The organism is Vibrio sp. SCSIO 43133 (assembly GCF_023716845.1).
Lineage (GTDB): Bacteria > Pseudomonadota > Gammaproteobacteria > Enterobacterales > Vibrionaceae > Vibrio > Vibrio mediterranei.
This window is the reverse complement of record NZ_CP068024.1, coordinates 2956516-2969197: the sequence shown is the minus strand read 5'-3', so window position 1 is coordinate 2969197 and position 12682 is coordinate 2956516. Positions and strand designations below refer to the sequence as shown.

Here is a 12682-nt window from a genome sequence, read left to right as displayed (position 1 = left end):
GGGATGAGGCAACTAAAAGCCTTCACGAGTTAGCAGGTCAAGTTGCTTCTAAAGAAGTAAAGCAAAATTAGTTAGGAAAGTGGTTGACACGATAACTGAAATAGCTAAAATGACCGTCCGTTTTGAGTAAGGCTCAAAACAAGCTCTTTAACAATATAAACCTATCAATCTGTGTGGGCACTCGTTGATGATAATCAAATTAGATACTTCGGTATCAAATTAGGTTTCAATGAAACGAAGTGACCATTGAATCGAAAGATTCAGCACAGTCAATTCAAACATTACTTTATGTAATGTTCAGTATTCATTGAGCCGACAAAATCTTAAATTGAAGAGTTTGATCATGGCTCAGATTGAACGCTGGCGGCAGGCCTAACACATGCAAGTCGAGCGGAAACGAGTTAACTGACCCTTCGGGTGACGTTAACGGCGTCGAGCGGCGGACGGGTGAGTAATGCCTGGGAAATTGCCCTGATGTGGGGGATAACCATTGGAAACGATGGCTAATACCGCATAACGCCTTCGGGCCAAAGAGGGGGACCTTCGGGCCTCTCGCGTCAGGATATGCCCAGGTGGGATTAGCTAGTTGGTGAGGTAATGGCTCACCAAGGCGACGATCCCTAGCTGGTCTGAGAGGATGATCAGCCACACTGGAACTGAGACACGGTCCAGACTCCTACGGGAGGCAGCAGTGGGGAATATTGCACAATGGGCGCAAGCCTGATGCAGCCATGCCGCGTGTGTGAAGAAGGCCTTCGGGTTGTAAAGCACTTTCAGCAGTGAGGAAGGCGGGTACGTTAATAGCGTGCTCGTTTGACGTTAGCTGCAGAAGAAGCACCGGCTAACTCCGTGCCAGCAGCCGCGGTAATACGGAGGGTGCGAGCGTTAATCGGAATTACTGGGCGTAAAGCGCATGCAGGTGGTTCGTTAAGTCAGATGTGAAAGCCCGGGGCTCAACCTCGGAACTGCATTTGAAACTGGCGGACTAGAGTACTGTAGAGGGGGGTAGAATTTCAGGTGTAGCGGTGAAATGCGTAGAGATCTGAAGGAATACCGGTGGCGAAGGCGGCCCCCTGGACAGATACTGACACTCAGATGCGAAAGCGTGGGGAGCAAACAGGATTAGATACCCTGGTAGTCCACGCCGTAAACGATGTCTACTTGGAGGTTGTGGCCTTGAGCCGTGGCTTTCGGAGCTAACGCGTTAAGTAGACCGCCTGGGGAGTACGGTCGCAAGATTAAAACTCAAATGAATTGACGGGGGCCCGCACAAGCGGTGGAGCATGTGGTTTAATTCGATGCAACGCGAAGAACCTTACCTACTCTTGACATCCAGAGAAGCCAGCGGAGACGCAGGTGTGCCTTCGGGAGCTCTGAGACAGGTGCTGCATGGCTGTCGTCAGCTCGTGTTGTGAAATGTTGGGTTAAGTCCCGCAACGAGCGCAACCCTTATCCTTGTTTGCCAGCGAGTAATGTCGGGAACTCCAGGGAGACTGCCGGTGATAAACCGGAGGAAGGTGGGGACGACGTCAAGTCATCATGGCCCTTACGAGTAGGGCTACACACGTGCTACAATGGCGCATACAGAGGGCAGCCAACTTGCGAAAGTGAGCGAATCCCAAAAAGTGCGTCGTAGTCCGGATTGGAGTCTGCAACTCGACTCCATGAAGTCGGAATCGCTAGTAATCGTAGATCAGAATGCTACGGTGAATACGTTCCCGGGCCTTGTACACACCGCCCGTCACACCATGGGAGTGGGCTGCAAAAGAAGTGGGTAGTTTAACCTTCGGGAGGACGCTCACCACTTTGTGGTTCATGACTGGGGTGAAGTCGTAACAAGGTAGCCCTAGGGGAACCTGGGGCTGGATCACCTCCTTATACGAAAGATTATTGCGATGAGTGTTCACACAGATTGATTAGGTTTAGATTAAAGACGATGCTTGGGTCTGTAGCTCAGGTGGTTAGAGCGTTCGCCTGATAAGCGAGAGGTCGGTGGTTCAAGTCCACTCAGACCCACCAATCTTCCTCCCAGATGATTGGCGGTAAGCATCAACACTGATGGGGCTATAGCTCAGCTGGGAGAGCGCCTGCCTTGCACGCAGGAGGTCAGCAGTTCGATCCTGCTTAGCTCCACCATCTTTAAGTGTTTTCTCTTTGAGAATATTTAAAAATGATTCTTTATGAATCAAGTTCTTTAACAATTTGGAAAGCTGACGAATAACATTTGATTAATGTTATTCATTTAAAAGTTCTCAAATCCTATATCGAAAGATGTAGGTACCAACACACATTCAAGTGTTCTTGGGAATAGCGAAAGCTATTCATATTTGAGTCCGGCAAAATCGAGTCTGCACATGTATAAAAATGCAGACAACTTTGGTTACGTAACAAAGACCCTTTGGGGTTGTATGGTTAAGTGACTAAGCGTACACGGTGGATGCCTTGGCAGTCAGAGGCGATGAAAGGCGTATTAACTTGCGATAAGCTCAGATTAGGTAGTAAAAACCTGTGAGTCTGAGATTCCTGAATGGGGAAACCCAACTGCATAAGCAGTTATCGCTGAGTGAATACATAGCTCAGCGAGGCGAACCGGGGGAACTGAAACATCTAAGTACCCCGAGGAAGAGAAATCAACCGAGATTCCGAAAGTAGCGGCGAGCGAAATTGGATTAGCCCTTAAGCTTTTAATGAGACAGGTGAAGGCTCTGGAAAGTGCCGCGATACAGGGTGATAGCCCCGTAACCGACATCTCATCATCAGTGAAATCGAGTAGGGCGGGACACGTGATATCCTGTCTGAATATGGGGGGACCATCCTCCAAGGCTAAATACTACTGACTGACCGATAGTGAACCAGTACCGTGAGGGAAAGGCGAAAAGAACCCCTGTGAGGGGAGTGAAATAGAACCTGAAACCGTGTACGTACAAGCAGTAGGAGCACCTTCGTGGTGTGACTGCGTACCTTTTGTATAATGGGTCAGCGACTTATATTCAGTGGCAAGGTTAACCGTTTAGGGGAGCCGTAGGGAAACCGAGTCTTAACTGGGCGTTCAGTCTCTGGATATAGACCCGAAACCAGGTGATCTAGCCATGGGCAGGTTGAAGGTTGAGTAACATCAACTGGAGGACCGAACCGACTAATGTTGAAAAATTAGCGGATGACTTGTGGCTAGGGGTGAAAGGCCAATCAAACCTGGAGATAGCTGGTTCTCCCCGAAATCTATTTAGGTAGAGCCTCGGACGAATACTACTGGGGGTAGAGCACTGTTAAGGCTAGGGGGTCATCCCGACTTACCAACCCTTTGCAAACTCCGAATACCAGTAAGTACTATCCGGGAGACACACGGCGGGTGCTAACGTCCGTCGTGGAGAGGGAAACAACCCAGACCGCCAGCTAAGGTCCCAAAGTATAGCTAAGTGGGAAACGATGTGGGAAGGCTTAGACAGCTAGGATGTTGGCTTAGAAGCAGCCATCATTTAAAGAAAGCGTAATAGCTCACTAGTCGAGTCGGCCTGCGCGGAAGATGTAACGGGGCTAAGCTATACACCGAAGCTGCGGCAATGTGTTTACACATTGGGTAGGGGAGCGTTCTGTAAGCTGTTGAAGGTGGACTGTAAGGTCTGCTGGAGGTATCAGAAGTGCGAATGCTGACATGAGTAACGATAAAGGGGGTGAAAAACCTCCTCGCCGGAAGACCAAGGGTTCCTGTCCAACGTTAATCGGGGCAGGGTAAGTCGACCCCTAAGGCGAGGCCGAAAGGCGTAGTCGATGGGAAACGGGTTAATATTCCCGTACTTCTTACAATTGCGATGGGGGGACGGAGAAGGCTAGGTGGGCCTGGCGACGGTTGTCCAGGTTTAAGTGCGTAGGCTTAAGGTTTAGGTAAATCCGGACCTTTTTAAGGCTGAGACACGATGTCGAGCTACTACGGTAGTGAAGTCATTGATGCCATGCTTCCAGGAAAAGCCTCTAAGCTTCAGATTGTAAGGAATCGTACCCCAAACCGACACAGGTGGTCGGGTAGAGAATACCAAGGCGCTTGAGAGAACTCGGGTGAAGGAACTAGGCAAAATGGTACCGTAACTTCGGGAGAAGGTACGCTCTTAGTGGTGAAGTCCCTCGCGGATGGAGCTACCGAGAGTCGCAGATACCAGGTGGCTGCAACTGTTTATTAAAAACACAGCACTGTGCAAAATCGCAAGATGACGTATACGGTGTGACGCCTGCCCGGTGCCGGAAGGTTAATTGATGGGGTTAGTTTTCGGACGAAGCTCTTGATCGAAGCCCCGGTAAACGGCGGCCGTAACTATAACGGTCCTAAGGTAGCGAAATTCCTTGTCGGGTAAGTTCCGACCTGCACGAATGGCGTAATGATGGCCACGCTGTCTCCACCCGAGACTCAGTGAAATTGAAATCGCTGTGAAGATGCAGTGTACCCGCGGCTAGACGGAAAGACCCCGTGAACCTTTACTACAGCTTGGCACTGAACATTGAGCCTACATGTGTAGGATAGGTGGGAGCCTTTGAAGCGAGTACGCCAGTATTCGTGGAGGCAATCTTGAAATACCACCCTTGTATGTTTGATGTTCTAACTTGGTTCCCTAATCGGGAATGAGGACAGTGCCTGGTGGGTAGTTTGACTGGGGCGGTCTCCTCCCAAAGAGTAACGGAGGAGCACGAAGGTGGGCTAATCACGGTTGGACATCGTGAGGTTAGTGCAATGGCATAAGCCCGCTTGACTGCGAGAATGACAATTCGAGCAGGTGCGAAAGCAGGTCATAGTGATCCGGTGGTTCTGAATGGAAGGGCCATCGCTCAACGGATAAAAGGTACTCCGGGGATAACAGGCTGATACCGCCCAAGAGTTCATATCGACGGCGGTGTTTGGCACCTCGATGTCGGCTCATCACATCCTGGGGCTGAAGTCGGTCCCAAGGGTATGGCTGTTCGCCATTTAAAGTGGTACGCGAGCTGGGTTTAGAACGTCGTGAGACAGTTCGGTCCCTATCTGCCGTGGGCGTTGGAAGATTGAAGGGGGCTGCTCCTAGTACGAGAGGACCGGAGTGGACGAACCTCTGGTGTTCGGGTTGTGTCGCCAGACGCATTGCCCGGTAGCTAAGTTCGGAATCGATAACCGCTGAAAGCATCTAAGCGGGAAGCGAGCCCTGAGATGAGTCTTCCCTGGCGCTTTAAGCGTCCTAAAGGGTTGTTCGAGACTAGAACGTTGATAGGCAGGGTGTGTAAGCGTTGTGAGGCGTTGAGCTAACCTGTACTAATTGCCCGTGAGGCTTAACCATACAACACCCAAAGGGTTTTGATGGACTCAAAGCAAGAACAAATTGAATGTGTATGAGAACGCATTAACAGCTTTCCGAATTAAGAATTTGCTTGGCGACCATAGCGTTGTGGACCCACCTGATCCCATGCCGAACTCAGAAGTGAAACGCAATAGCGCCGATGGTAGTGTGGGGCTTCCCCATGTGAGAGTAGGACATCGCCAGGCTTTGAACACAATCTGTTTAAAGCACGCTTAAGATAAGACTTTAAATAGACCACTGCGGAGTGGTAGTTCAGTTGGTTAGAATACCGGCCTGTCACGCCGGGGGTCGCGGGTTCGAGTCCCGTCCACTCCGCCACTTTATTTGAGAGTCGTCTCAATAAACACGAAGATAGGGGTGTAGCTCCAATTGGCAGAGCAGCGGATTCCAAATCCGCGTGTTGGGAGTTCGAATCTCTCCACCCCTGCCATATTCAAAGGCTCTGACTTAGGTCGGAGCCTTTTTTGTTTTCGCTTTTCAAAGCGATGTGTTGGGAGCTGGGTCGCCAGCCCGGTCAAATCTCTCCACTCCTGCCATATTTAAAGGCTCTGACTTAGGTCAGAGCCTTTTTCGTTTTTCCTTTCCTAAATTCTCTAATCTCATTGTTCACTGATATACTCGTAATCGTTATCAAATACATGGATATGATTATGCCTCATTTACGATTTAGAGCGATTGAACCTGAGCTTGTTAAAACTCTTTCGAGTCCACTAGTTGATGAACTGCAACCGTTAATGGACTGCCCCAAAGAGGACTTCACTGTTGAGCATATTGCTTCCACTTTTTACTTTGATAATAAGGTCACTCATGCTTACCCATTTATTGAAGTTCTTTGGTTTGATCGGGGACAGGAAGTCAAAGATTCAGTGGCCACAGTTATTACGACTCAAGTACGCTCAGCCCTTGGAAAAGAGGTAGATGTGGCGGTAATCTTTAGTGCGCTTGAGCCTGCAAATTACTACGATAATGGACAGCATTACGGTTAGTACTTGAATAAGGTGACTCTCACAATTGGGACTGGAGAAGTCGAAGTATGTTGACTATGGTTATCAATACTTCGGTAGATTAGTCTTTTTGTTTCTTGGTGTTATTGTTATTGAGTTAAGGCTTATCTACTGTATTTTTGGGGATTTCCCCATTAAGTTTTGGGTAAGGAAGACTGTTATGACTATGATCTCATCAAGGCAGTTTGCCCGATGGCTTAGGGAGAGATTCGCTTCAGAAAAAGATGGAGTGATTCTAACTAGAGAGGACATTAATCAACTATCCGGTAGGCAAAGTTTCACACTCGGTTTCATCAATGATATTCACTATGAGTTGATGCAGCACGGTATTGCCTTTGTGACCGACACCAGCAGAGAGAAGTTCTATTTAATTCCTATTAACTCTGCAGAAAACTGGCGCAAAAAACTGGAGATGCAGTATGAGAAAGAGCTTTACTGCAATGTTTTTCCGATCGAAAAGTCTGGGTAATAAAAAAGCCTCCGCTTGGAGGCTTTTTGCTGACTAGGCCATACCTTGAATAATCACAAACTTCTCAAGTAGCTCATCATCGGTTTCCACATGGTTTGGATCGGTGATGATACATTTTGTGATTGGGCAGACGGACTGACAAGTTGGTTTGTCGTAGTGCCCTTTGCACTCCGTGCATAAATGGGGGTCGATCTCAAAGATCTCGCTGCCCATACTAATTGCCCCATTAGGACATTCAGGGTCACACATATCACAGTTGATGCACTTGTCAGTGATTAATAGTGCCATGGTTACTTACCAGTTGGGTTACGTGTATCTTGTCCTGAATTTAGGTTACGCATAAGTAGTGCGTAGTCCAGATCCAACTCCTCTGGTACTGGAATGAAGACGAAGTGACCGTTACCTTTAGCGTCGTCGATGCTTTCTGACTTACGGTTTTCCATCACTTCTAGGCTGAATACCACATTGCCTTTTGGTGTCATTAACTCAAGGCTATCGCCAACCACAAATTTGTTTTTCACTTCAACTTCAGCCAAGTGACCACGACGTTTACCGGTAAACTCACCTACAAATTGCTGAGAATCGGAAACGGAATAACCGTAGTCATAGTTTTGATAGCTGTCATGAGTATGACGACGCAGGAAGCCTTCTGTATAACCACGGTGAGCTAGGCTTTCTAGCGTGCCTAATAGTGATTCATCAAACGGTTTGCCAGCAACAGCGTCATCAATAGCTTTACGGTAAACTTGAGCAGTACGAGCACAGTAGTAGAAAGATTTAGTACGACCTTCAATCTTAAGTGAGTGGACACCCATCTTAGTCAAACGCTCAACATGCTGCACCGCACGAAGATCTTTGGAGTTCATGATGTACGTACCATGCTCATCTTCAAATGCCGCCATTTTATCTTCTGGACGATGGCTTTCAGAAAGTAGTACGACTTCATCCGTTGGTTTACCACGACCAATAGTGGTCTCCGGACGCTCATCAACGACTTCAACTGCTTGTGCCTCAGGAACAAATTCTTCGACAATTTGACCTGCGTCGTTTTCAGTCGCTTTTTCAACTTTGTATTCCCAGCGGCATGCATTGGTGCACGTACCCTGGTTTGGATCGCGTTTGTTGATGTAGCCGGATAGTAGACAGCGACCTGAATAAGCCATGCAAAGTGCGCCGTGTACGAATACTTCTAGCTCAGTTTCAGGGCAATGTTCACGGATTTCCTCAATCTCTTCTAACGATAACTCACGAGACACGATAACGCGCTCAACACCATTAGCTGCCCAGAACTTAACAGTCGCCCAGTTTACGGCGTTTGCCTGTACTGATAGGTGAATCGGCATTTCAGGGAATGCTTCACGAACCATCATGATAAGACCTGGGTCAGACATGATCAGTGCGTCTGGACCCATTTCAACAACAGGTTTTAGATCACGGATGAAGGTTTTTAGCTTCGAGTTATGCGGTTGAATGTTACAAACCACATAAAGCTTTTTACCTAGGGCGTGCGCTTCATTGATACCTATCTGAAGGTTTTCGTGGTTGAATTCGTTGTTACGAACACGAAGGCTGTAACGAGGTTGACCTGCGTAAACCGCGTCCGCACCGTAGGCGAATGCATAACGCATGTTCTTAAGGCTGCCAGCAGGTGACAGAAGTTCTGGAGTAAACATTGCTTTATATCTCTAATCTGATTTCAAGTCAGTGTTGTGCCACCTAATGGCACTAAGGGGCGCAAATTCTACGCTAATATGGAGAGGTTTCCAAGTTTTGTATTGAGCTCGCAGAACGCGAGCTCAGATAAGTAATGGCTATTGCTTTGGTAAGCCGCCTAAGGCGTCATAAAGATTTGGTAGGAATGCGCCAAACTCACCGCAAAGCAATGAGAAGTCGGCATCCATTCGAGCCGCAGCATCTTCTCTTGGAATGTCGTCATTCTCATCTTTCAGTTCATCGCTGAATTTAAGGCGTTTAATACTGCCATCATCAGCCAGAATAAATTCAATACGCTCTTGCCAGTTCAGCGCGAGTTTAGTTACAAACTTGTTTGCCTCAATATGACCAAGAATCTCATCGCTTGACAGTTCTTGTTTTTTACAACGGATAACACCACCGTCTTCTAGCACTGACTTAAGCTCAGCCTCATCTAGAAGATTGAAGCCTGTAGGTACTTCACCGCCTTTCACCCATTCGGTTAATGTATTTTCAATAGGCTGCTCTGGGAAGGCAGGAACAACAGGCAGGCTTCCCATTGTTTTTCTCAAGAGGGCGATGACATCTTCTGATTTCTTAAAGCTACTTGCATCTACAATGATGAAGCCTTCTTTTGGAAGGATAAGCAGATGAGTGAGGTTGCTACGGCTGAAAGCTCGTGGAAGCAAATCAATGATGATTTCATCTTTAAGGTCATCTTTTTCTTTTTTCTTAAGTGGTCGACCTTCTTGCGTTTCCAACGCTTCTACTTTGCTGTTTAGTGACTCTTTGATCACAGACGCTGGCAGCATTTTTTCTTCTTTCTTTGCACAAAGCAAAATGCGGTTTTCAGAAACGTGGGTCATCATGTCGCCATGTTTACCAAGCGCTGTCACCCAACCAAATTTTTGCTTATCTTGACTACCACAAGGTGTAAAACGAAACTCTTCAAGCTGCTGCTCGAGTTTATCGGCGTTAAATTCAAGATCCTTGTTGAATCGATAGACCAAACAGTTTTTAAACCACATATTACTCTCACCTTTAGAATAGATAGCTGCACATGATAGGCAATTTTCAAACAATTGTCCTAGCTTAAATCTTCAATATGACAACCCAGATTGTGCGAAAGTTATATTAAAAATTGTTTTCAATGGTCACAAAAGTGTCATAATAATTCTTGATAATGCATGCAGTTGATTAGATTCCATAAGGTTATTCAGATATGTCTAGAAGAATCCTGGTTGTTGAGGATGAAGCACCAATTCGTGAAATGCTGTGTTTCGTGTTAGAGCAGAAAGGCTACCAAGCTGTTGAAGCAGAAGATTACGATACCGCAGTAAACAAACTGGCTGAACCTTACCCAGACCTTGTTCTGCTAGATTGGATGTTGCCTGGTGGTTCAGGTATCAATTTCATAAAGCACATGAAGCGTGAAGAGCTTACTCGAAACATTCCAGTAGTGATGTTGACGGCTCGTGGTGAAGAAGAAGATAAAGTGCGCGGCTTAGAAGTCGGGGCTGATGACTATATCACTAAACCTTTCTCTCCAAAGGAATTGGTTGCTCGACTAAAAGCAGTTATTCGCCGTGTCACACCAACTGCGTTGGAAGATGTTATCGATGTTCAAGGGCTGAAGCTGGACCCAGTATCGCATCGTGTTACTGCGAATGATGCACCGCTAGATATGGGACCAACGGAATTTAAAATGCTGCATTTCTTTATGACGCATCAAGAGCGCGTATACAGCCGCGAACAACTGCTTAATAACGTTTGGGGTACTAACGTTTATGTTGAAGACCGCACGGTGGATGTGCACATTCGTCGTTTGCGTAAGGCATTAGAGTCCGCAGGACATGATAAGTTGATTCAGACCGTTCGAGGCGCTGGCTACCGTTTCTCTACCAAAGGCTAGCATCGAACTGGAGAGATAGATGGTTGAAAGGTTAACCTGGAAAAAGCTGGCCTGGGAGCTGGCTTTTTTTTACACCCCATGGATTGTTGTTGGGTGGATATTTGGATACATGCCGTGGTTACTGCTCGTTGCCACGGTTTTGCAGTTGATATGGCACCTACATAATCAGCTGCGTTTGTCTGCATGGTTGTGGGATGAAAAGCGTCTGACGCCGCCATCAGGCACAGGCAACTGGGAGTCGTTATTTAATGGCATCTATCGACTTCAACAGCGCCAAAGACGTAAACGAAAAGAGTTGACCAACCTAATTCGCCGTTTTAAAAACGGTGCGGAATCGCTTCCCGATGCGGTTGTGGTGTTTCGTAGTGAAGGTAATATCGTGTGGTGTAACAAACTCGCACAGCACCTTCTTGGCTTTCGCTGGCCTGATGATTCAGGACAGCCGATTTCTAATCTGATTCGCACCCCAGATTTCATTAAGTATCTAAATAAGCAGGATTTCTCTGAACCTTTAGAAATGCGTTCGCCTTTGAATGTGGAAAGAATGCTGGAGCTTCGAATTGTACCGTATACCGAAGGTGAGCATTTGATGGTCGTGCGTGACGTCAGCCAACTTAAGCAATTAGAAGGTATGCGTCGCAATTTCTTTGCTAACGTTTCTCATGAACTACGTACACCAATGACTGTTCTTCAGGGTTACCTTGAGATGACAGAAGATCCAGACATGGTTGTCGGTCCTATGTGGACTAAAGCTCACGGTGTAATGACCGAACAGCTTAATCGAATGAACAGCCTTGTGAATCAGTTACTCACGCTCTCCAAAATTGAAGCTGCGCCAATGCATGAGTTAGACGAAGTCGTCAATGTGCCTGCTATGCTCGAAGTTCTCGAAAAAGAGGCAGTTAGCCTAAGTGGTGAGGATGGGCACAAGGTTGAGTTTGATGTCGATAATAGCCTGAGAGTATTTGGCGATGATGATCAGTTAAGAAGTGCTATTTCTAATCTGGTTTACAACGCGATTAAATATACGCCACCGGGTGCAAACGTAAAAGTACGCTGGTATCAATCTGCTCAAGGTGCATGTTTAGATGTGGAAGATACTGGGGATGGTATTGAGCCCCAGCATTTGCACCGACTAACTGAGCGTTTTTATCGTGTCGATAAGGCACGCTCTCGTGATACTGGCGGAAGTGGGTTAGGGCTAGCTATCGTAAAACATGCGCTATCTCACCATGATTCTCATCTGGAAATTCACTCGGAAGTGGGCGTTGGTAGTAAATTCTCATTCATTCTTCCTGAACGTTTGGTAGTGAACTAATGGCGATGAGCGGAAGGTTAAGTTGGTCAGTATTGATTTTTGGTGTGATATCCTTCTCTACGCTGGCTTCAGAGTTGCCTAAATATACGAAGCAACCTGGGGTTGCAGGCAACTTATCCTCAGTAGGTTCAGATACTTTATCGGGGATGACCACCTTATGGCTTGAAGAGTTTAAGAACATTTATCCTAATGTTAATGCCCAAATTCAAGCTTCAGGCTCGTCGACGGCGCCTCCTGCTCTGGCCGAAGGTACGGCACAATTCGGACCTATGAGCAGGAAGATGCGTTTAAAAGAGGTGGAATCTTTTGAACGGCATTATGGTTACAAACCGACCGAACTTCGAGTTGCGATTGATGCTATTGGGATATTTGTTCATACCGACAACCCCATCAAAGGTTTGAATTTCCAGCAAATAGACAGTATTTTTTCCTCAACATTACGCTGTGGAAGCAACCACTACATTAGTAAGTGGGAGCAGCTAGGCGTTAAAGCACCTTGGAGTCAACGTGCTATTCAGATGTTCGGTCGTAACTCGGTATCGGGGACCTATGGTTATTTCAAGAACAATGCACTTTGTGGAGGCGACTTCAAACGCAATGTGAATGAGCAACCTGGCTCAGCATCTGTGGTGCAATCAGTAGCGTCATCCGTGAATACCATTGGTTACTCTGGCATTGGCTATCAAGTATCTGGGGCGAAGTTGGTGTCCATCGCGAAACAAGGTGAGGATTACATCTTACCAACTCAAGACAATGTACAGTCAGGTCACTACCCACTGTCTCGGTTCTTGTATGTCTACGTCAATAAAGACCCACAACGAAAACTTGATCCCATAGAGGAAGCCTATATTCGCTATATCTATTCTCGAGAAGGTCAGCGAATAGTGGTGAAAGATGGCTATGTACCGTTAAGTCGAGAATTTGCAGAACAAGAGCTAGCCAAGGTTGGATTGAGCTTTATCGACTAAC

At 46.9% G+C, this 12682-nt stretch carries 8 protein-coding genes, 4 tRNA genes and 3 rRNA genes; 12 read left to right on the top strand and 3 right to left on the bottom strand.

The window, feature by feature from the left end; genetic code table 11:
* Positions 1 to 325: 325 nt before the first annotated feature.
* From JKJ11_RS13960 to JKJ11_RS13920, 9 genes are all read left to right on the top strand, one after another.
* Positions 326 to 1878: ribosomal RNA gene (locus JKJ11_RS13960) — 16S ribosomal RNA — on the top strand.
* A 64-nt stretch (positions 1879 to 1942) separates the two neighbouring features.
* A tRNA-Ile gene (locus JKJ11_RS13955) sits at positions 1943 to 2019 on the top strand.
* Between the two features lie 41 nt (positions 2020 to 2060).
* Positions 2061 to 2136: transfer RNA gene (locus JKJ11_RS13950), tRNA-Ala, on the top strand.
* A 274-nt stretch (positions 2137 to 2410) separates the two neighbouring features.
* Positions 2411 to 5297, top strand: a 23S ribosomal RNA gene (locus JKJ11_RS13945).
* A 90-nt stretch (positions 5298 to 5387) separates the two neighbouring features.
* Positions 5388 to 5503, top strand: a 5S ribosomal RNA gene (gene rrf / locus JKJ11_RS13940).
* The 16S, 23S and 5S rRNA genes sit together here with 4 tRNA genes alongside, the layout of an rRNA operon.
* A gap of 56 nt (positions 5504 to 5559) precedes the next feature.
* Positions 5560 to 5636 (top strand) — tRNA-Asp (locus tag JKJ11_RS13935).
* Between the two features lie 35 nt (positions 5637 to 5671).
* A tRNA-Trp gene (locus tag JKJ11_RS13930) sits at positions 5672 to 5748 on the top strand.
* 220 nt (positions 5749 to 5968) lie between these two features.
* Positions 5969 to 6304 carry a DUF1904 domain-containing protein gene (locus JKJ11_RS13925; protein ID WP_252038350.1) on the top strand — a complete coding sequence of 112 codons (336 nt, stop codon included), beginning with the start codon at positions 5969 to 5971 and terminating at the stop codon, positions 6302 to 6304.
* A gap of 178 nt (positions 6305 to 6482) precedes the next feature.
* Positions 6483 to 6791, top strand: a complete 309-nt coding sequence (locus JKJ11_RS13920) for a hypothetical protein (RefSeq protein WP_038223073.1) — start codon at positions 6483 to 6485, stop codon at positions 6789 to 6791.
* 33 nt (positions 6792 to 6824) lie between these two features.
* Here JKJ11_RS13920 and JKJ11_RS13915 read toward each other — a convergent pair whose 3' ends face one another.
* From JKJ11_RS13915 to rdgC, 3 genes are all read right to left on the bottom strand, one after another.
* On the bottom strand, positions 6825 to 7079 hold the full coding sequence (locus JKJ11_RS13915) for a YfhL family 4Fe-4S dicluster ferredoxin (RefSeq protein WP_006074776.1): 255 nt from the start codon (positions 7077 to 7079) through the stop codon (positions 6825 to 6827).
* Between the two features lie 2 nt (positions 7080 to 7081).
* On the bottom strand, positions 7082 to 8464 hold the full coding sequence (gene trhP, locus JKJ11_RS13910; protein ID WP_006074777.1) for a prephenate-dependent tRNA uridine(34) hydroxylase TrhP: 1383 nt from the start codon (positions 8462 to 8464) through the stop codon (positions 7082 to 7084).
* A gap of 138 nt (positions 8465 to 8602) precedes the next feature.
* Positions 8603 to 9511: a recombination-associated protein RdgC gene (gene rdgC / locus JKJ11_RS13905; protein WP_038227988.1), complete on the bottom strand. Its 909-nt coding sequence runs from the start codon at positions 9509 to 9511 to the stop codon at positions 8603 to 8605.
* A 194-nt stretch (positions 9512 to 9705) separates the two neighbouring features.
* Between rdgC and phoB the strand changes: the two genes are divergently transcribed.
* The 3 genes from phoB to JKJ11_RS13890 are packed head-to-tail and all read left to right on the top strand — an operon-like array spanning position 9706 to position 12681.
* Entirely contained in the window at positions 9706 to 10395 is a 690-nt protein-coding gene (gene phoB / locus JKJ11_RS13900) for a phosphate regulon transcriptional regulator PhoB (protein WP_038227986.1), read from the top strand.
* A 19-nt stretch (positions 10396 to 10414) separates the two neighbouring features.
* Positions 10415 to 11713, top strand: coding sequence for a phosphate regulon sensor histidine kinase PhoR (gene phoR, locus JKJ11_RS13895; protein WP_038227984.1), 1299 nt, complete (start codon positions 10415 to 10417; stop codon positions 11711 to 11713).
* Positions 11714 to 11718: 5 nt separating this feature from the next.
* Positions 11719 to 12681 (top strand): PstS family phosphate ABC transporter substrate-binding protein, encoded by a 963-nt coding sequence (locus JKJ11_RS13890; RefSeq protein ID WP_252038349.1) that lies wholly within the window; start codon positions 11719 to 11721, stop codon positions 12679 to 12681.
* Position 12682 lies beyond the last annotated feature (1 nt).

Coding starts and splice junctions, on each gene's coding strand:
- phoB (WP_038227986.1), top strand. CDS start 9,706: ATGTCTAGAAGAATCCTGGTTGTTGAGGATGAAGCACCAATTCGTGAA.
- JKJ11_RS13915 (WP_006074776.1), bottom strand. CDS start 7,079: ATGGCACTATTAATCACTGACAAGTGCATCAACTGTGATATGTGTGAC.
- JKJ11_RS13920 (WP_038223073.1), top strand. CDS start 6,483: ATGACTATGATCTCATCAAGGCAGTTTGCCCGATGGCTTAGGGAGAGA.
- rdgC (WP_038227988.1), bottom strand. CDS start 9,511: ATGTGGTTTAAAAACTGTTTGGTCTATCGATTCAACAAGGATCTTGAA.
- trhP (WP_006074777.1), bottom strand. CDS start 8,464: ATGTTTACTCCAGAACTTCTGTCACCTGCTGGCAGCCTTAAGAACATG.
- JKJ11_RS13890 (WP_252038349.1), top strand. CDS start 11,719: ATGAGCGGAAGGTTAAGTTGGTCAGTATTGATTTTTGGTGTGATATCC.
- phoR (WP_038227984.1), top strand. CDS start 10,415: ATGGTTGAAAGGTTAACCTGGAAAAAGCTGGCCTGGGAGCTGGCTTTT.
- JKJ11_RS13925 (WP_252038350.1), top strand. CDS start 5,969: ATGCCTCATTTACGATTTAGAGCGATTGAACCTGAGCTTGTTAAAACT.